Source organism: Streptomyces sp. NPDC102279 (genome assembly GCF_044766365.1).
In the GTDB taxonomy this organism is placed as follows: Bacteria; Actinomycetota; Actinomycetes; order Streptomycetales; family Streptomycetaceae; genus Streptomyces.
Genome location: NZ_JBIWLU010000008.1, coordinates 310602 through 328830, shown reverse-complemented (window position 1 = coordinate 328830; position 18229 = coordinate 310602). Strand labels below are relative to the sequence as shown.

Sequence of the window (18229 nt, the reverse complement as noted above, 5' to 3'; positions counted from 1 at the left end):
TTCATGAAGTGAGAGTTCCATTTTGAGAGTTCCACTGCAACGCTCTGTGATGAAGCGATCGCAAGGGCGAAGCTGCCCGTGAGGAAGGGGACTTGTGGATGGACTGCGCAAGCTGTGTATCGAGGAAGCCGTGGGATCTGCCCTTCGTGGCTGAGCCCAAGGAGGTACCGGCCCTTCGCCGTATCGTGCGACGTCACCTGGAACTCTGGGGCCTGACCGAGGTCAGCGAGGCGGCCCAGCTCTGTGTGACCGAGCTAGTTTCCAACGTCATTGCCCACGTGGGATGGGGAACCCCGGCCACTCTCGCCGTCTCGATGAACGGCACGTATCTGCGCATCGAGGTCCATGATCCCGATGCTCGCGCCTTACCGACCTTGGTGCATGCGGAAGCTGACGGCGAGAGCGGGCGCGGCATGGCGCTCGTCGATGCCGTCGCTGATCGCTGGGGTGTGCTGCTTCACACGGACCGCAAGATCACCTGGTGTGAGCTGGCTACCAACCTGATCTCGCCCGGCGGCCCCAGCGGCGGCGTTCCTGCGGCAGGAGCGGCCGCCACGCTCTACGCGTACGGCGCAGCACGGCTGCACGGGTCGGAACCCACGGTGTTGAGCATTGCTGTGAGGGAGGAGGTCGCCGTCGATGTGATCGCCGACCTCCTCCACTGGCTTCAAGCGCACGGCCATGACGTCGATGAGGTGCTGGACCGAGCGCAGGCGCGCTTTGAAGCCAGGTTGGGTGGGGGCAGGGGGTTGGACGCTCGCACCCAGACGCGATGAGAGTGTTTTACTTTCGAGTTTCGTACCCGCCGAAAACCTGTCTGTTTTCTATCGGCACGGGTGGCGGCCGATGAGGACTGGACGAAGTTGGTCAAATTCTGCTGCGTCCGCTTGGCGTCGATCATGGCGCTGATTCACCCGTGACGGACTCGATGGCCTTAATGACGAGAGTTTTGCGGATAAATAGGAAGGCCGCGTAGTTGTCGTTCCTCAACTGCGAGTCATGGTCGCCCGGCAGCAAGTGTGACTGCAGAATTCCAGAGACTTCCTCTTCGCCAAGTGCCTCTTCCATCGTGGACAGATACTCCGAAGGGGCACGCTTCCCGATGCTCTGGTTGGTTCTCTTGTCGATAAGGGCTCGATTAAGGATGAGTTCCGGGTTCCCTGGATCCCCAGTTTCTTCGAGGTATTTCTTCGGGAAGATGTGGTGAGCGTCGATACTCTCTTCGAGAATTTTCTCTGGCGTAAGAGTCGAGCCTGAATGGAAATCTCGAGCGCCGCTGCTCAGTGTCAGCGCCATGACTCCCTTGTACAAAGCTTGCAGGTTAGTTCTGGCCGAGTCCAGAACCTCGCCGGTGAACGTGAAACCCTCCACCGCCTCAGGTATTCTTTCTCCGTCGTTGAGCCAAGAGGTGAGGTCCATGAAATCCTTACCCGCTTGACTGTTGCCGCCTTGGTCGTAATTTCTGGAGAAAACGGAGCACCAGAAGAAGCGGCGAATCTTTTGCAAAGCGGCCCCGCTTTGCGCGGAGCGCTTTGTTTCGACCACATGCCATGCTGCGGACAGAGGGACAAGCATCATGGAGTACGGCAGCCACTTCGGTGCAAGTACCCCGCACTCATCGCGAAGGAACGTAAGCGCCCGAGCGGCCCCAAGGGCCACCTGGTCCCAGTGCTTCTCGAACTCTGCGGGTGCTAGCTCCAAGACGTCACTGCGTTGGGCTGAGGCTGACTTGGTTCCGCGAGTTCCCTTGAATTTCTCAACCGTAGCGCGAAGTGAGACCGCTTGGAGTAGGTAGTAAGCGTCCACTTCGAATGTAGCCAAGATCGGGTGCTTATGCTGTACTCTCTCCCAATCTCGTCGAAGATCCACTCCGGCAGGCCAAAAGCGGGCAGCTAGCAACTCGAAAACGCTGAGTTTGACACCCGTTCTATTGAGCGTCTCAAATATGCGACACACGGCATCCAGAGGAGTTGCTTCGGGGAGCTCAACGACCGGGAATCGGTAATTACCAATCGGGCGCAAATATTTCCGAACGAGCTCCCTGATTTCACTGCGAATGGCCTTCCAGTTCTCTTCCTCTATAGCCTCCTCCATTACGTCGAGCCACTCTTCGATGCGGTCGGACTCGATTAGCGACAATGGGAAGAGTGACTGCCTAATTTCTTCGGCAGTGTTGACTGGAGGACGCTTGCGTAGCGATCTGGCGTTGATCTCTCGATAGACGATTACGTCGTCCAGGCGACTTGCGTCAAGGAGTCCCGGAGAATCCGAGTCGAGCGATCCCAGGAGTTTGAGATCGACGAAGAATCTTTGGGGTCCCGTACCGGTGAGGGCCTGGAATATCGAGGTAAGTCTTTGCTGCCCGTCTAGGACCAGAGTGGCGGACTCTTTGAGTTGCGTACCGTCGAACCCCTCGAAAGAGCGTCGCCTGATCTGCGGGGTCTTCTGTTCCCAGAAAAGAAGGGTTCCAGCTGGATAGCGAGCAACGATGGAGACGAGTAGTTTTTGCGTGTCGGCGGGATCCCAAACAAAGCTTCGCTGAAAGTCTGGTATCGCCAGGCGACCTCGCTTCATGTCGTCCATCAATTCTTTGATTGATGGCGTGTCTGGGGTCGACATCTGCTTCGATGAGTGCTGCTCCTGCCAGACCACGGAATCCCCCTAGGTAGATAGTTCGATGCTCCGGTTCACCGTGCTGACCGACCGTCAATCGGCATCCTGGATCGTATGGTCTGGTGCTCGTGCCGTTCCCGGATCTCCTCGACGACGTCCGGACTGATTCCGAGTTGCTCAAGCCGCTTGATCGCTTCCGTGGGAGGAAACGCATAGCGCCTTGAAAGTGTCGTACAGGCCATCGAATTCATCGGCCAGGAGTTTCGGATGCCCCCGCCCTCGTTCTATGAGCCGTCGCGCCACAGCACCCTTGCGAGCCGTCCCCCTGACGGCAAGGCAAGGCGCCCCGAGGTGGGGCGCGCGCGTCACTCCTGCGCAACATCTCCACACTATTGGGTGCGGTGGCCATCGATAAGGGAAACGAAGGCGCCGACAGGCCCGGATCCGCAGTTCACTCGACGTCGGGAGGGCCGCTTGCCGGGTTCGCCTCGGTATGTGAGTTTGGTTCTCGTCCTGTGGTCTGTGGTGACCGTCGTTCCGTGAGCGCTGCTTCGATTCGACTCGCGACGGTCGTACTGGCCTCGTGTTCCCAGAATCTCAGGACGACCCACCCGGTGTCGGCCAAGTGCTCGGTGGTCTCGCGGTCGCGAGCCATGTTCTTGTCGAGCTTCGAGCGCCACCACTCCGCATTTGCCTTGGGTTGGGTCGCGTGTTCGGGGCAACCGTGCCAAAAGCAGCCGTCCATGAAGATCGCGACCTTCGCCTTGCCGAACGCGATGTCGATCGTGCGGCGCGGAAGTCCGGGTACCGGCACGTTGACTCGGTAGCGGAGTCCGGAGGCGTGCAAAAGGCGTCTAACAGCGATCTCTGGTGCGGTGTCGCGGGAGCCTTGACGGCTCATGCGCGCAGACACGGCGGGAGAGGACGGAACAGCATCAACCACAGGGGCATTCTGCCGGACCTGTCGATATGCCGGCTGCGTGAGGTTGAAAGGTGGCGCCCCGGACGCCGATTTGCGCATTGCAGGGCGCCCGGGATCGACGGTCGGAGTCAGGCCCCGTGGCACTCCCCATAAGCATCTCCCGACCCGCACCAGCACCCATCCCCCCGCCCCGGCGGCCAAGCCACCGCCAACCCGCGTGCTGCCAGCGTCGTTGCGTACTGGGGGAGGAGTGTCGTGTCCGACGGGGACGAGGCCTCTGAGGCTGCGAAGGCCTCGTAGGAGGGGACCGTTGCCGTGACGATGCCGAGGTTCGGGGTGCCGGAGGCGGCGAGTTCGCGGAGGGAGGACTCTATGGTCGCGAGGTGCTCCTCGTGGGAGGGGTACTCCTCGGCGAGGTCCGGGTACGCGGCGACCAGTTCGGCCAGTTCGGGGGCCGACCAGTGCAGGACCGCCACCGGGAACGGGCGGGAGAGGGCCTCGCGGTAGGCGCCCAGTTCCGCCTGGAGGCGGCTGATCTCGGCCTGGAGTTCCGCCGGGTTGTCCGAGCCGAGCGACCAGATCCGCTTCGGGTCATGGAGTTCGTCCAGGGAGATCGCGGACGAGTGCTGGGTGTCCGCGAGCGCGTCCCACTCGTCGTGCGCCGCGCCCAGCATCCGGCGCACGCGGTGCCGGCCGAAGAGCAGCGAACGCGTGGCGTACGGCGGCTCCGTCACGTCCGTCAGCAGCAGGGTCGCACCTTCGGTGAACGTGTCCTGTGCCGCTTCCAGCTCGTCGTGGGACTCCAGGGCCTCGGCCACGATGACCCAGGGCGCCGGGTCCCGGGGTGCCGCCGCGCGGACGCCGTCGATGATCGCGCGGGCCTCCGCCTCGTGGCCGTACTCCCAGAGGTTCGACGCCTTCAGGGCGCGCACCAGGTGAGGGTTCTCCAGCGGGTCCGTCGAGGACAGCAGGCGGTCGTAGAGCGCGGTCGCGGCTGGACGGTCTCCGGCCAGTTCGAGGTGGGCCGCCGCCTGCACGAGCAGGTGTTCGGCGTCCTCGGGGTAGAGGCCGGCGGTCCGCTCCAGGCGTGCCGCTTCGGCGGTGTGGTCGACGTTCTCGGCAGGCGTGTCGGGGCGCATGAGTGACACCGTACTGCCGTTGGCCGACAAAGAAGAGAGAGGTGCTGGCCACAGCGGCGGGAGTCACCAACGGCATATGCGCAAGGGTGAGGAGGGGTGCCTGCCTCGGTCGATCTGTGAGCGAGAGGGCCCGGTGGACCGGCCGTCGCGGCTGGAACTCCCCCGTGAGCGCGGCGCGGAGCTTCGCCCGTTGCTCTGGTCACTTCGCGAGGTGCCGCCTATCGTGCGGGCCGGCGAAGGGGGCGTTCGGATGTGGGCTCCGGGGGTCGTGCACCACGGGACGCGGCGGCGGCGGGCGGCGTACCGGCGGGCGGTCTGGAGCGGTGCCGAGGTGTTCGTCACCGTCGGGGTCGTGCTGCTCCTCCTCGTCGTGCACCAGTTGTGGTGGACCAACCGGCAGGCGCGGCACGACGCGGATCACCAGGTGCAGGCGTTGGAGCGGGAGTGGGGGAGGGCGGGGGCTCCCGAGGCGGTGGGGTCGGCCCAGGGAGGCGATGACTCCGGTTCCGGTTCCGCCTCCGGTTCCGCGTCGGGAGCAGGAGACGGGGAGCGCGACGGGAAGAGTGGCGCCGGGGACTCCACCGGTGCGGCGTCCTCGCGCGGGACCGCCGCCGACAGCGCCCGGACGACGCCCCGTTGGTCCCAGGCCTACGCCGTCCTCAGCATTCCCCGGCTCTCCCTCCGGGTCCCCGTCGCGGAGGGGGTCAGCAAGGCGGACGTCCTCAACAAGGGGTACGTCGGTCACTACAAGGGCACGCAGCAGCCCGGACAGGCCGGGAACTTCGCGCTCGCCGGGCACCGGAACACGCACGGGGAGCCGTTCCGGTACCTGCCGAGGCTCAGGCGCGGCGACACGATCACCGTCGAGACGAAGAGCGCCGTCTACACGTACGTCGTCGACCGGATCCTGCCGCAGACCTCACCGAGCGACGGCGGGGTCATCCGGCCGGTGCCCCGCAGCACTGTCCGCCCGTCGTACGGCTACAGCGAGCCCGGGTACTACGTCACGCTCACCACGTGCACCCCCGACTACACCTCCCGGTACCGGATGGCGGTGTGGGGCAAGCTCACGGCGATGCGCCCTCGCTGACCCGACCGCCATGCCGGACCGCCATGCCGGACCGCCATGCCGGACCGCCATGCCGGACCGCGATGGCGGACTGCACCGTGCCCTCGTCGGCCGGACTACACCGTGCCCTCGTCGGCCGGACTGCACCGTGCCCCCGGCCGGCCGGCCGGACTGCGCCACGCCTCCGGAGCCGACGCGGCGACCGGCTTCCCGCCGGTCCGGGTCATCCGGCGGTCCGGAGAGAAGCATCCTGTATAACGAACGGAAGGACCGACGCACGCGCCATGGACGAGAGGAGGGGCAGCCGATGATCCGCACCTGGGCCAACGCCCGTCCCGCCGCCGTACTGGTGCTGCTGCTCCTCCAGGTCGCCCTGTTCGACACGGGCAGCCTCTCCGCCACCGTCGCGCTCGCCGCGACCGCCGCCGCAGGGTCCGCCTTCGCGGCCTGCTCGCTCATCGTGTCGCGCTGCGCGCCCGCCGTGCCGCGCACCCGGGTCCGTACGGCCATCCGCGACCGCGCCCGCCGTACGGCCTTCCTGGCCCAACGCGACCCGGACGCCAAGGGGCGCCCGCGGCCCAGGGCGCCCGGACACGCCCTCCCGACGGCCGCGTAGGGCACCCTCTCCACCTTCTGCACCCTCTGGTGACCCCGCGTGGTCCGTCATGCCGCATTCCGTACCCCCGGCACGACGAGACCCCCGGAGGGCTCACCCATGTCCACGTTCCTGTCCGCTTTCGCGCATCTGGTCGAGAACTTCGCCGACCTGCTCCAGCCCCTGTTCCACGCCTCGGCGGCCGCCGTCGCGATCGTCCTGTTCACCGCGCTCGTACGACTCCTCGTGCACCCCCTCTCGCGAGCCTCGGCGCGCGGACAGCGGGCGCGCGCCGCGCTCCAGCCGCAGATCACGGCGCTGCGGAAGAAGCACGGCAAGGACCGTGAGAAGTTCCAGAAGGCGCTGATGGAACTGCACGCCGAGGAGAAGGTGTCGCCGCTCTCCGGCTGCCTGCCCAGCCTGTTCCAGATGCCGGCGTTCTTCCTGCTGTACCACTTGTTCTCCAGCTCGACGATCGGCGGCGGCGCGAACTCCCTGCTCGGGCACACCCTTTTCGACGCGCCGCTCGGCGGGCGCTGGGCGGGGGCCCTCGGTGACGGGGGGATCTTCGGGCCGGCCGGTCTCGTCTACCTGGCGCTGTTCGCCGTCGTCGCGGCCGTGGCCACCTTCAACTTCCGGCGGACCAAGCAGATGACGGCCGCGGCGGCTCCGGCCGCGGTGGGCACCGACGGCGAACCCGTGCCGGGCCTCGCCTCGATCAACAAGCTCATGCCGTTCATGTCCTTCTTCACGCTCTTCACCGTGGCCGTGGTGCCGCTGGCCGCCGCGCTGTACGTCGTCACCAGTACGACCTGGAGCGCGGTGGAGCGGGCGGTGCTCTACCGGGACATGCCGGGAGCAGCACCCGCCGCGGCCGCGCTCATCTGACTCCGGGCACGCGGCCGCCCGAGCGGTCCAGTCCGTGAACGGGGTCTTGCGGAGTGGACGCCGAGCTTGGAGGATCGACCAGTCATCCGATGGCTGCACCTGTCGGTCGACGCCCGCGATCGAGGGAGATGGTGATCATGAAGCTGCTGCGAGTCGGTACGGCGGGGTCGGAGCGACCCGCGCTGCTCGACGCCCAGGGGACTCTGCGGGATCTGTCGGGTCTCGTTCCCGACATCGACGGGGGACTGCTCGCCGACGAGGCCGCGCTCGGACGGATCCGTTCCGCGGCCGAGTCCGGGGAGCTGCCCGTCCTGGACGCGACCGGGCTGCGCGCCGGGCCGCCGCTGGCCCGGATCGGCAAGGTCGTGTGCATCGGGCTGAACTACCACGACCACGCCCGTGAGACCGGTGCCGAGGCGCCCGGCGAGCCGGTCATCTTCTTCAAGGCCGCGGACACCGTGGTCGGCCCGGACGACACGGTGCTCGTGCCGCGCGGGTCCGTGAAGACCGACTGGGAGGTCGAGCTGGCCGTCGTCATCGGCCGTACGGCCCGGTACCTGGAGTCCCACGAGGAGGCGCTCGCCCATGTCGCCGGGTACGCGGTGGCGCACGACGTCTCCGAGCGCGAGTTCCAGATCGAGCGCGGCGGCACCTGGGACAAGGGCAAGAACTGCGAGACGTTCAACCCGCTGGGGCCGTGGCTGGTGACCGCCGACGAGGTGCCGGACCCGCAGGCGCTGTCGCTGAAGCTGTGGGTGAACGGCGAGCTGAAGCAGGACGGTACGACCGCCGAGCAGATCTTCCCCGTCGCCGAGGTGGTCCGGTACGTCAGCCACTTCATGACGCTGTACCCGGGCGACGTCATCAACACCGGTACGCCGGCGGGGGTCGCCATGGGGCAGCCCGAGCCGAAGCCGTATCTGCGGGCGGGGGATGTCGTGGAGCTGGAGATCGAGGGGCTGGGGCGGCAGCGGCAGGAACTCAAGGGAGCGTAAGCGCTCCGCTTGGTCTGTGGTGGGGTCCGTCGGGGGCCGGGTGCCTATTTGACTGCGGGTGCGTTGTGGCTGTTCGCGCAGTTCCCCGCGCCCCTGAATGGGCCGGCCCGTTTTCTTCGTCCGCGGGTGCGCTGTGGCTGGTCGCGCGGTTCCCCGCGCCCCTGAATGGGCTCGCCGTCTCCTGTTGGCTGCGGGTGCGTAGTGGCTGGTCGCGCCGTTCCCCGTGCCCCTGACAGGGGCACGCCGTTCTCGGTTGTCCGCGGGCGGGGCGCCCCGCGCCCCCTTCGGGGCGCGGGGAACGCGGTCGGTCACGCCTTCAGGAACTTCTCCAGGGCCTCGACCACCAGGCGGTGGTCCTCGATCTGGGGGAGGCCGGAGACCACCACCGTGCCGATGACTCCCGTGTCCTTCACCGTGAGCGGGAACGCCCCGCCGTGGGCCGCGTACGTGTCGGGGTCGAGGCGGGAGGAGTCCTCGAACGTCGTGCCCTTCGCGCGAAAGCGGGAGCCGACCAGGAGCGAGGAGCAGCCGTAGCGCTCGACCACGCGGCGCTTGCGGTCGATCCAGGCGTCGTTGTCCGGCGTCGAACCGGGCAGCGCCGCGTGGAACAGCTGCTGGCCTCCGCGGCGGATGTCGACGGCGACCGGAGCGCGCCGCTCACGGGCCAGCTCGACGAGGAGCGTGCCGAGAGCCCAGGCGTCGTCGTGGGTGAAGCGGGGGAGCGTCAGCCGGCGCTCCTGCTCCTCCAGCTCGGCGATCTCGGGTGCGACGGGCGCGTTCACAGGGACACCACCACTCCCTCGTGCGCGGAGCGTCGGGCCGCCTCCAGGACGTCGAGGGCGGCAGCGGCCTCGTGCGCGGTCACCGGGTTCGGCGCGCCGTCGCGCAGGGCGGCGGCGACGGCCGCGTAGTACGCCGGGTAGGCGCCCGGGACGGTGGGCTGCGGGCGGCCGCCGTCGGTCAGCGGGGACTCGCCGGAGCCGACACGACCCCACAGCGACTGCGGCTCCACACCCCACGGGGACGCGCCGCCGGGACGCCTGCCCTCGCGCAGGTCGGCCTCCTGCGGGTCGAGCCCGTACTTGACGTAGCCCGCCCGCGAGCCGAGGACACGGAAGCGCGGGCCGAGCTGCGCGGTCGTCGCGGAGACGTAGAGGTGGGAGCGGACCCCGCTCGTGTGCGTGATCGCGATGAACGTGTCGTCGTCTGCCGCCGCACCCGGCCGGCGGATGTCCGACTCGGCGTACACCGAGGCCGCGGGGCCGAAGAGGACGAGCGCCTGGTCGACGACGTGGCTGCCGAGGTCGTAGAGGAGACCTCCGATCTCTGCCGGGTCGCCGGACTCGCGCCAGCCGCCCTTGGGCTGCGGACGCCAGCGCTCGAAACGGGACTCGAAGCGCTGGACGTCACCCAGCTCGCCCTCGGCGATGAGCCCGCGCAGGGTCAGGAAGTCGTTGTCCCAGCGGCGGTTCTGGAAGACGGAGAGCAGCAGGCCGCGTTCGTCGGCCAGGGCGGCCAGCTCACGGGCCTCCGCCGCCGTTCCGGCGATGGGCTTGTCCACGACGACGGGCAGGCCCGCCTTGAGCGCGGCGGTCGCGATCGGGACATGCGTCTTGTTCGGGGACGCGATGACGATCAGGTCGAGTTCGTCGGCGCGGGCCCACAGGTCGTCGGGGGTGGCGGCGAACCGGAGTCCGTCGCCGAACTCGGCGCGGGCCTGTTCCTGCCGCTCCGGGTTGGAGGTGACGACCGTGTCGAGGGTCAGGCCCTCGGTCGAGGCGATCAGCGGGGCGTGGAAGACGGAGCCCGCGAGGCCGTAGCCGACGAGACCCACGCGAAGGGGCGTACCAGTCATGCCTGTCATGGGTCCCACTTTCGCAACGCTGTTGCCAAAGTGCAAGCGCGGGGGAGAATGGGTCGCGTGAACAGGACCGACGCAGGACCGATGAGGGTGGGAGCGGCGTGACCGGCGTGCCGGGGAGTCCAGGAACCGTGGCGAGTCCCGGAACCGTCCGGAGTGCGGGCCCGGCCGGGGGTGCCGGCACTCCCGGCGTGAACCTGCCGGCCCTGCGCAGCCACAACGCCGCGCTGGTGCTCGACCTGCTGCGCACGGCCGGGGCCGCCGGGATCAGCCGGCTCGAACTCGCCGAGCGCACGGGACTGACCCCGCAGGCCGTCAGCAAGATCACCGCCCGGCTGCGGGCCGACGGCCTCGCGGCGGAGGCGGGCCGCCGCGCGTCCACCGGCGGCAAGCCCCGTACGGTGCTGCGGCTCGTCCCCGAGGCCGGTCATGCCGTCGGCCTGCACCTCGACCGGGACGAACTGACCGCGGTGCTCTGCGATCTCACCGGTGCCGTGGTGGCCGAGCGGCGCGCCCCGCTGGACCTCGGCGCCGGGGCGGACGCGGTGGTGGAGGGCGCCGCCGGCGAGGTGGAGGCCCTGCTCGGCGGGGTGTCCCCGCTGGGCGTGGGGGTCGCGCTGCCCGGCCCGCTCGACCACACCCTCGGTGTCCTGCACCGGGTCACGGGCTTTCCCGAGTGGGACGGCTTCGCGCTGCGGGACGCGCTGGCCGGGCGGCTCGGGCTCCCGGTGGTCGTCGACAAGGACACCAACGCGGCGGCCCTCGGCGTCGCGGTGGGCGCCGGTTCGGGCTCCGGCCCGGTGGGCGGCGGGTCCTTCGCCTACCTGCATCTCGGTACCGGGCTGGGCGCCGGGCTCGTGATCGGCGGGACCGTGCACCGCGGGACCCGCACCGGGGCCGGTGAGTTCGGGCACCAGGTGATCCAGCTGGACGGGCCGCTGTGCGAGTGCGGGAACCGCGGCTGCATCGAGGTGCTCTGCCTGGACGCGGTCGGACGCGGCACCCTCGACGAGGCGGCCCGGGTGCTCGGCGCCGGGGCCGCGAACCTGGCGGGCCTGCTCGACATCGACCTGGTGCTGCTCGGCGGCCGTACGGTCGCCGCCCACGAGGAGGTCTTCGTACGGGGAGTCGGCACCGTCCTCGGGGAACGGGCCCGGCGTGAAGGGGGCGGCACCGTGGTCCCGGTCGGCATCGCCCCCGGCGGTGCCCGCGGCGTGGCCGAGGGCGCGGCGCAACTCCTGCTGGCCCCGCTGTTCGGGCGCGGGGACGGCTGAGAGGAAGGGCGGGGAATCTGGTCGCGGAGGGCGGCCGGTTCCGAGCCCCGGGTGCGGTGGAACCGGGTGGGACGGGTGCGCCTGCACCGGGTGGGACGGGTGCGCCGGCACCGGGTACGACGGGCGCCCTGGAATCGCATCGCATACGGGGTGACCCGGCGCTGGAGACCGGCCCGCTGGGCACGTGACCCGGGCCGGTCGGGGGATTCCTGCCGCCGAACGGGGGGCCCGTGCGCGTGGCGTGCCGGGGGCCGTCGGGGAGACGTGTCAAGGTCACGGCGCCGTTGCCCCGTACCGCCTGACGCTTTCGAAGCTCCCGATCCCCGTCCCCCACCGATCGGCCAGAGGCTCCCCATGCGACTGCGTACGTCCCACCCGCTCGTCCCGGCCGCCCTCGCCCTGTGCGCCGCGCTCGCACCGGCGCCCGCCCACGCGCTCGAACCGCGTCCCGCGTGTGTGGCGTCCGACACCCATGACTTCCCCGTCACGACCCGGATCCACGGCGGTCCGGACGACTACCGGCCGGGCGGCGACTTCGGGACCTGGTATCTCGACCTCACCAACACCACGTCGCACACCTGCGGCGCGATCCACCCGGTCGTCGTCCTCGCGGACACCGGCCGGACGCTCCGGCCGGAGCAGCTGCGGATGGAGTTCTACGAGGGCGAGCGGGCGCACCCGGTGACGTTCGAGCGGACCGACGAGGCCGAGAACGTGGCGCCGTTCGACGACGGTTTCCCCGGGTTCACCGTGGCGCCCGGCCGCACCCTGACCGTGAAGGTGCGGCTCTCCTTCACCTCCGCCGCGCCCGCCCCCGACGACGTCGTCGCGAGCGCGTCGGTCGTGCAGCGGCACGGCGGCGACGGCGACTGGGTGGGGGAGTCGAACGACTACCGGTTCCACGTCGGGGACGACGACGGGGACACCGGCCGGGAGCAGGGCTCGGACGAGGGCGGCACCACGGACCCCGGCACCGCCACGGCCGACACGGGCACCGGCAGCGCGAGCCCCGGCACGGGGACCGCGACCGGGGGAACCCGGAGCCCCGGAACCGGCACCGCGAGCGCGAGCGCCGGCACCGGGGCGGCCGCCTCCGCCGGTACGGGCGCGGCGGCGCCGTCCGCGGAGGAGCTGGCGAGGACCGGACCCGGCGCCCCGAACCGTCCCCTGCTGGCCGCGCTCGCGGTCGCCCTGACGGCCCTCGGAGCCGGACTGCTCCTCGTGGCACGGCGGTTGCGCACCCGCCGCCCCTGAGGCGCCGCCGAGACCTGGCAGCCGCGCGGCCCGCGCCGTCTGCGACGATCGTGTCCGTGGACTACCCGAACGACCAGGCTCCCGGCGCCCCCGTCCGCTCCGGCATCCCGGAGCACGGCCGCATCCCGAAGTACTACGCGGTGAAGGCGCACATCGCCCGGCTCGTGGACGAGCTGGGTGAAGGGGGACTCCTGCCCACCGAGCGCGACCTCTCGGAGAAGTACGAGGTCGCCCGGGAGACGGTGCGCCAGGCGTTGCGCGAGCTGCTGCTCGAAGGGAAGCTGCGGCGGCAGGGACGCGGCACGGTCGTCGCGGGTCCCAAGCTGGAGCAGCCGCTGTCGCTGGCGAGCTACACCGAGGGCGTCCGCAGACAGGGGCGCGTTCCCGGCCGTTCGCTGATCTCCCTCGACCGGTTCCCGTGTCCGGAGACACTCGCCGCCGAGGCGGGCCTCAAACGGGGTGAACCGGTGTGGCACATGGAGCGCGTGCTGCTCGCGGACGACGAGCGGGTCGGTCTGGAGAGCACGTACGTGGCGGTCGGCCGGGTCCCCGGACTCGACACCGACTTCGATCCCGACTCCTCGTTCTACGCCTACCTCCACGACCGGCTGGGCATCGGGTTCGGCGACGCCGACGAGCGGATCGAGACCGTGCTGGCCACCCCGCGGGAGGCGCTGCTGATCGGCACGCCGCCCGCCCTGCCGATGCTGCTGCTCCACCGGATCTCCCGGGACACCGACGGGCAGCCGCTGGAGCGGGTGCGGACGCTGTACCGGGGCGACCGGTTCTCGTTCACCGCCCACCTCGGCGACTGATTCCGGCCAGATCGAGGCGGGCTCCGGCCCGCCTCTTATTATAACGACAAGATAACGGGTCTAGCCCAAATGTGATAGGCAGTTCACCATCTGGTTGCTGTCCGGACCCTTCCGATTCCCCCGTACCGAGGAGCGTGGCCGTTGTGAGAGTGATAGTCGTCGGAGCCGGCGTGGTGGGCACCCTGCACGCCTGGCATGCAGTGGAGCGCGGCCACCAGGTCGTACAGATCGAGCGTGAGGCGGAGGCCCGTGGGGCCTCGCTGCGCAACTTCGGCCAGATCTGGGTGAGTGGCCGAGCCGGAGGAGAGGAGCTCGACACCGCCCTGCGGGCGCGGGAGCTGTGGGAGGAGATCGGCGCCCGGGTCCCGGGTCTCGGGTTCCGGGGCTGCGGATCGCTGACCCCGCTGCGCAACCCGCGAGAGACAGCCGTCGCCGAGGCCGCACTCGCTCGCGACGACGCGGCGGCCCGCGGCTACAAGCTGCTCACCGCCGGTGAGGCGCGCGAGCTGAACCCCGCCCTGCGCGGCACCTTCGAGGCCGCCCTGTACTGCGAGCGCGACGCGGCCGTCGAGCCGCGTACCGCCCAGGTCGCCCTGCGCGCAGAGCTGCTGAGGTCCCCGGACTACACCTTCCTGCCGGGCCGCGAGGTCCGCGAGGTGATCGGCGAGAACGCCGTCCGCGACGACCACGGCGACGTCCACACCGGTGACGTCGTGGTGCTGTGCACCGGCGCCTGGCTCGGCGGTCTCGTCCGCGAGCTGGCCGGGCCGGAGCTGCCCGTGCGGCGCGTCCGGCTGCAGATGATGCAGACCGACCCGCTGGGCGAACCGCTCACCACCTCCGTCGCCGACGCGGACAGCTTCCGCTACTACCCGGCCTACCGGAGCGAGGCGCTCGACGCCCTCGACGCCGGCCAGCCGCAGACGCCGACCGCGGCCGAGCACCGGATGCAGCTGCTCATGGTGCAGCGCGCGGACGGGGGGCTGACCATCGGCGACACCCACGAGTACGAGCACCCCTTCGCCTTCGACACCCTCGAAGACCCCTACGACCACCTCGCCGAGGTCGTCGAGTCCTTCCTCGGCCGCCCGCTGCCGAAGATCCGGCGCCGCTGGGCCGGGGTGTACGCGCAGTGCACCGACACCAGCAGGGTCGTGCACCGCCAGCGCGTCCGGGACGGGGTGTGGCTGGTCACCGGGCCCGGTGGGCGCGGCATGACCTGCTCACCCGCAATCGCAGAGACGACCGCCGACGAGCTGGGATGGTGACCGGGTTGAACGACATACGACTTGTGGTGCTCGACATGGCAGGCACCACCGTGGCCGACGGCGGCCTCGTGGAGCAGGCCTTCGCCGTGGCCGCCGGGGAGCTGGGCGTGGAGCCCGGATCCGCCGACCACACCGAGAAGCTCGACTACGTCCGCGCCACGATGGGCGAGTCCAAGATCTGCGTCTTCCGGCACCTGTTCGGCGAGGAGGCGCTCGCCCGGCGCGCCAACGCCGCCTTCGAGAAGGCGTACGGGGAACTCGTCGACGGCGGTCGGATCGCGCCGGTCACCGGGGCCCGCGAGACGATCGAGGAACTCCGGGCGGGCGGCCGGACCGTCGTCCTGACCACCGGGTTCGCCCGGGTCACCCAGGACGCCATCCTCGCCGCCCTCGGCTGGCAGGACCTGGTGCCGCTCACGCTGTGCCCGGCGGACGCCGGAGGCCGCGGCCGCCCCTACCCCGACATGGTCCTGGAAGCCTTCCTGCGGACCAAGGCCGCCGACGGCGTCGGGCAGACCGCCGTCGTGGGCGACACCTCCTACGACATGCTCAGCGGCGTCCGCGCCGGCGCCGGACTCGTCGCCGGCGTCCTCACCGGCGCCCACGACGAGGACGCGCTGCGCGCCGCCGGAGCCGGGCACGTCCTCGGCTCCGTGGCCGAACTGCCCGCCCTGCTCGGCGAGTTCACCGGCTCCGGCGGAGAGCGGCGATGAGCAGCGGCATCCGCTTCGACCGGGTGTCCGTCGCCTACGGCGGCACCACGGTCCTCGACTCCCTCGACCTGACCGTCGAGCCCGGCGAGGTGATGGCCCTGCTCGGGCCGTCCGGCTCGGGCAAGACCACCGCGCTGCGGGCCGTCGCCGGATTCGTGCGGCCCGCCGCCGGGCGGGTGTTCATCGGCGACCGCGACGTGACCGGCCTGCCGCCGCACCGGCGCGGGATCGGCATGGTCGTCCAGCAGTACGCCCTCTTCCCGCACCTGCGTGTCGAGGACAACGTCGCCTTCGGGCTCAAGGCGCGGAAGACCCCCAGGGGCGAGATCCGCGGGCGGGTGGCCGAGGCCCTGGGGATGACAGGGATGGCGGCGTACGCACGGCGCCACCCGCGCGAACTGTCCGGCGGGCAGCAGCAGCGCGTCGCCATCGCGCGGGCGCTCGCCATCCGGCCCGGAGTCCTCCTGCTCGACGAACCGCTGTCCGCCCTCGACGCCCGGCTGCGCTCCGGAATGCTCACCGAACTGGCCCGGCTGCACCGCGAGTTGCCCGACGTGTCGATCCTCTACGTCACCCACGACCAGATCGAGGCACTGACCCTGGCCGACCGGATCGCCGTCATGGACAAGGCGCGGCTGCGGGACGTCGGCACCCCCCAGGAGCTGTACCGGGCGCCGCGCACCGAATTCACCGCGTCCTTCGTGGGCAACGCGAACCTGCTGCCGGTGACGGTGGGTTCCGGCACGGTGTCCCTCGCCGGGACCCGGCTCGACGTCCCGACCGGGGACGCCGCTCCCGGCGCCTCGGCCACGCTGTGCGTACGGCCCCACCTCGTCGGCCTCGGGTCCGGACCCAACCGGCTGTCCGGCTTCGTCGGCGAGGTGCAGTGGCGCGGGGCCACCCATCGGCTGTACGTGGACGTGGCGGGCCACCGGGTGATGGCGGACGTGCGAGAGCTGCGGAACCCGCCGGCCCCGGGGGACCCGGTGGACCTGCACTTCGCCTCCGAGGACGCCGTACTTCTCTCCGCGGGCGTCTCTGGCGGGGAAGCCGTGGGACGGGAAGCCGTGGGAGCGGCCGAAGGGGGAGGCCGGAATGGCTAGCGCCGCGGTCCCCGCCCCGGCGAAGGCGGTCACCGGGGCCAGGACGGCAATCCCCTCCTGGGTCTGGGCCTGGGCCCTGCCCCCCGTCGTCGTGCTCGGCATGGTGTTCCTCTATCCGCTCGGGCTGGTCGTCCAGCAGTCGTTCCGGCCGGACACCGGAGGGACCTCGGCGCGGGCCTACGAGGACGTGTTCGCCTCGACCGCGTTCCGGGAGGCGCTCGGCACCACCGTGTGGCTCGCGCTCGGATCCACCGTCGGCTGCCTGGTCCTCGGGTTCGCCCTCGCCCTGGTCATCACCTTCGTGCCGTTCCCCGGCGGCAAGGCGGTCGCCAGGTTCATCGACGTCTTCCTGTCCTTCCCGTCCTTCCTGATCACGCTCGCGCTGCTGTTCGTCTACGGCACCGTCGGCATGGCCAACGGGCTCTGGACGGGCGCCACGGGGGCCGCCGAGGGACCCTTCCAGTTCCTCACCACGCCTTGGGGTGTGCTCCTCGCGGAGATCACGTACTTCACCCCGTTCGTGATGCGGCCGCTGCTCGCCGCCTTCTCCGGCATCGACACCGGTCAGCTGGAGGTGGCCTCCTCGCTCGGCGCGCGGCCCGCGCGGATCGTGCGGCAGGTCATCCTCCCCGAGGCGCTGCCCGCACTCGCCTCCGGCGGCAGCCTGGTCCTGGTGCTGTGCCTGAACGAGTTCGGCATCGTCCTGTTCACCGGGGCCAAGGGCGTCACCACGCTGCCGATGCTCGTGTACGGCAAGGCGATCCTGGAGTCCGACTATCCGGGAGCGTGCGTCGTCGCCGTCGTCAACGTCCTGATCTCCGTGGGGCTGTACGGCCTCTACCGGGTGGTGAGCCGCCGTGTTGGTGCATAGCCGCACAGGGAAATGGGCCACCTGGGCCGTCTTCCTCGTCCTCTTCCCGCCGCTGTTCGCCATGCCCCTGCTCGTCGTCCTCGCCGCGTCGTTCGCCACGAACTGGTCGAGCGCGTTCCCGTCCGGCTTCACCACCGGGCACTACACCGCCGCCACCCGCGGCGAATCCCTCCAGGCCCTCACCACCAGCCTGGTCACCGCCCTCGCCGCGAGCGTGCTCGCGCTCGTGGTGGGCACCTGGGCGGCGCTGGCCGGGCACGCCCTGAACAAGCGCGGAAAGCGCCTGCTGGACGCGCTGTTCATGCTGCCGGTCACCGTGCCGTCCGTCGTCGTCGGGCTCGCCGTCCTGGTCGCCTTCTCCAAGCCGCCGGTACTGCTCAACGGCACCCGGTGGATCGTCATCCTCGCGCACGCCGTTCTTGTCACGGCGTTCGCCCACCAGTCGGTGTCGGCCGCCGTCGTGCGTCTCGACCCGGCATACGAACAGGCCGCCGCCTCCCTCGGCGCCCGGCCCTCCTACGTGCTGTGGCGGGTGCGGCTGCCGCTGCTGCTGCCCTCGCTCACCGCCGCCGCCGGCCTCTGCTTCGCCCTGTCCATGGGCGAGTTGAGCGCCACGATGATGCTCTACCCGCCGGACTGGACCCCGCTCCCCGTCCAGATCTACGCGGCCACCGACCGCGGCGCCCTGTTCACCGGTTCCGCGCTCGCCGTGGTCCTCATGACGGCGACGGTGCTCGTGCTCTTCGCCGTCTCCCGGATCCGCACCAAGGCCTCCTACCGCTGACCCGCTGATCCGTCCCACCGGCCCGCCCCCCCCAACACACCGAACACGCAAGGAGTTCACCTCGC

18 protein-coding genes are annotated in these 18229 nt (G+C 70.3%); 13 read left to right on the top strand and 5 right to left on the bottom strand.

The genetic code is table 11. The annotated features are described in order from the left end of the window. The first annotated feature begins 98 nt into the window (after positions 1 to 98). The gene (locus ACIRQH_RS22590; RefSeq protein ID WP_404226879.1) at positions 99 to 776 is read left to right on the top strand and encodes an ATP-binding protein; all 678 of its coding nucleotides are present in this window, start codon (positions 99 to 101) and stop codon (positions 774 to 776) included. Positions 777 to 897: 121 nt separating this feature from the next. Here the strand turns inward: ACIRQH_RS22590 and ACIRQH_RS22585 are convergent, their stop codons facing one another. The 3 genes from ACIRQH_RS22585 to ACIRQH_RS22575 form a co-directional block, all read right to left on the bottom strand. After that, the gene (locus ACIRQH_RS22585) at positions 898 to 2583 is read right to left on the bottom strand and encodes a DUF262 domain-containing protein (RefSeq protein WP_404226878.1); all 1686 of its coding nucleotides are present in this window, start codon (positions 2581 to 2583) and stop codon (positions 898 to 900) included. A gap of 481 nt (positions 2584 to 3064) precedes the next feature. After that, positions 3065 to 3514, bottom strand: a complete 450-nt coding sequence (locus ACIRQH_RS22580) for a very short patch repair endonuclease (protein WP_404226877.1) — start codon at positions 3512 to 3514, stop codon at positions 3065 to 3067. A 149-nt stretch (positions 3515 to 3663) separates the two neighbouring features. Continuing rightward, positions 3664 to 4674, bottom strand: a complete 1011-nt coding sequence (locus ACIRQH_RS22575; protein ID WP_404226876.1) for an SEC-C domain-containing protein — start codon at positions 4672 to 4674, stop codon at positions 3664 to 3666. A 250-nt stretch (positions 4675 to 4924) separates the two neighbouring features. On the opposite strand from ACIRQH_RS22575, the gene ACIRQH_RS22570 reads away from it, so the two are divergent. The 4 genes from ACIRQH_RS22570 to ACIRQH_RS22555 all read left to right on the top strand — a co-directional run bounded on the left by ACIRQH_RS22570 (position 4925) and on the right by ACIRQH_RS22555 (position 8221). Then, on the top strand, positions 4925 to 5764 hold the full coding sequence (locus ACIRQH_RS22570) for a class E sortase (RefSeq protein WP_404226875.1): 840 nt from the start codon (positions 4925 to 4927) through the stop codon (positions 5762 to 5764). A gap of 286 nt (positions 5765 to 6050) precedes the next feature. Further along, the gene (locus ACIRQH_RS22565) at positions 6051 to 6359 is read left to right on the top strand and encodes a DUF6412 domain-containing protein (RefSeq protein ID WP_358814974.1); all 309 of its coding nucleotides are present in this window, start codon (positions 6051 to 6053) and stop codon (positions 6357 to 6359) included. A 99-nt stretch (positions 6360 to 6458) separates the two neighbouring features. Further along, positions 6459 to 7226 carry a YidC/Oxa1 family membrane protein insertase gene (locus tag ACIRQH_RS22560; protein ID WP_358814973.1) on the top strand — a complete coding sequence of 256 codons (768 nt, stop codon included), beginning with the start codon at positions 6459 to 6461 and terminating at the stop codon, positions 7224 to 7226. Positions 7227 to 7363: 137 nt separating this feature from the next. After that, entirely contained in the window at positions 7364 to 8221 is an 858-nt protein-coding gene (locus ACIRQH_RS22555) for a fumarylacetoacetate hydrolase family protein (protein ID WP_404226874.1), read from the top strand. 308 nt (positions 8222 to 8529) lie between these two features. Here ACIRQH_RS22555 and ACIRQH_RS22550 read toward each other — a convergent pair whose 3' ends face one another. Both ACIRQH_RS22550 and ACIRQH_RS22545 read right to left on the bottom strand, forming a co-directional pair. Beyond that, positions 8530 to 9003 (bottom strand): heme-degrading domain-containing protein, encoded by a 474-nt coding sequence (locus ACIRQH_RS22550; protein ID WP_358814971.1) that lies wholly within the window; start codon positions 9001 to 9003, stop codon positions 8530 to 8532. Next, the gene (locus tag ACIRQH_RS22545) at positions 9000 to 10085 is read right to left on the bottom strand and encodes a Gfo/Idh/MocA family oxidoreductase (protein WP_358814970.1); all 1086 of its coding nucleotides are present in this window, start codon (positions 10083 to 10085) and stop codon (positions 9000 to 9002) included. Before ACIRQH_RS22545 ends, ACIRQH_RS22550 begins: the two co-directional genes overlap by 4 nt. A gap of 128 nt (positions 10086 to 10213) precedes the next feature. On the opposite strand from ACIRQH_RS22545, the gene ACIRQH_RS22540 reads away from it, so the two are divergent. From ACIRQH_RS22540 to ACIRQH_RS22505, 8 genes are all read left to right on the top strand, one after another. Then, positions 10214 to 11356 (top strand): ROK family protein, encoded by a 1143-nt coding sequence (locus ACIRQH_RS22540; RefSeq protein ID WP_388931205.1) that lies wholly within the window; start codon positions 10214 to 10216, stop codon positions 11354 to 11356. 354 nt (positions 11357 to 11710) lie between these two features. Then, a complete protein-coding gene (locus tag ACIRQH_RS22535) occupies positions 11711 to 12610 on the top strand; it encodes a hypothetical protein (RefSeq protein ID WP_388866172.1) in 900 nt (299 codons plus the stop codon). A gap of 56 nt (positions 12611 to 12666) precedes the next feature. After that, complete coding sequence (locus tag ACIRQH_RS22530) at positions 12667 to 13425, top strand: GntR family transcriptional regulator (protein WP_388866169.1); 759 nt, start codon at positions 12667 to 12669, stop codon at positions 13423 to 13425. A gap of 143 nt (positions 13426 to 13568) precedes the next feature. Further along, positions 13569 to 14693 carry a TIGR03364 family FAD-dependent oxidoreductase gene (locus ACIRQH_RS22525; RefSeq protein WP_388866166.1) on the top strand — a complete coding sequence of 375 codons (1125 nt, stop codon included), beginning with the start codon at positions 13569 to 13571 and terminating at the stop codon, positions 14691 to 14693. Beyond that, on the top strand, positions 14687 to 15406 hold the full coding sequence (locus ACIRQH_RS22520) for an HAD family hydrolase (RefSeq protein WP_404226873.1): 720 nt from the start codon (positions 14687 to 14689) through the stop codon (positions 15404 to 15406). The genes ACIRQH_RS22525 and ACIRQH_RS22520 overlap by 7 nt, the downstream gene beginning before the upstream one ends. Continuing rightward, positions 15403 to 16509 (top strand): ABC transporter ATP-binding protein, encoded by a 1107-nt coding sequence (locus tag ACIRQH_RS22515; protein ID WP_404226872.1) that lies wholly within the window; start codon positions 15403 to 15405, stop codon positions 16507 to 16509. Before ACIRQH_RS22520 ends, ACIRQH_RS22515 begins: the two co-directional genes overlap by 4 nt. Next, a complete protein-coding gene (locus ACIRQH_RS22510) occupies positions 16502 to 17380 on the top strand; it encodes a 2-aminoethylphosphonate ABC transporter permease subunit (protein ID WP_404226871.1) in 879 nt (292 codons plus the stop codon). The genes ACIRQH_RS22515 and ACIRQH_RS22510 overlap by 8 nt, the downstream gene beginning before the upstream one ends. Further along, a complete protein-coding gene (locus ACIRQH_RS22505; RefSeq protein ID WP_404226870.1) occupies positions 17367 to 18164 on the top strand; it encodes an ABC transporter permease in 798 nt (265 codons plus the stop codon). The genes ACIRQH_RS22510 and ACIRQH_RS22505 overlap by 14 nt, the downstream gene beginning before the upstream one ends. Positions 18165 to 18229 lie beyond the last annotated feature (65 nt).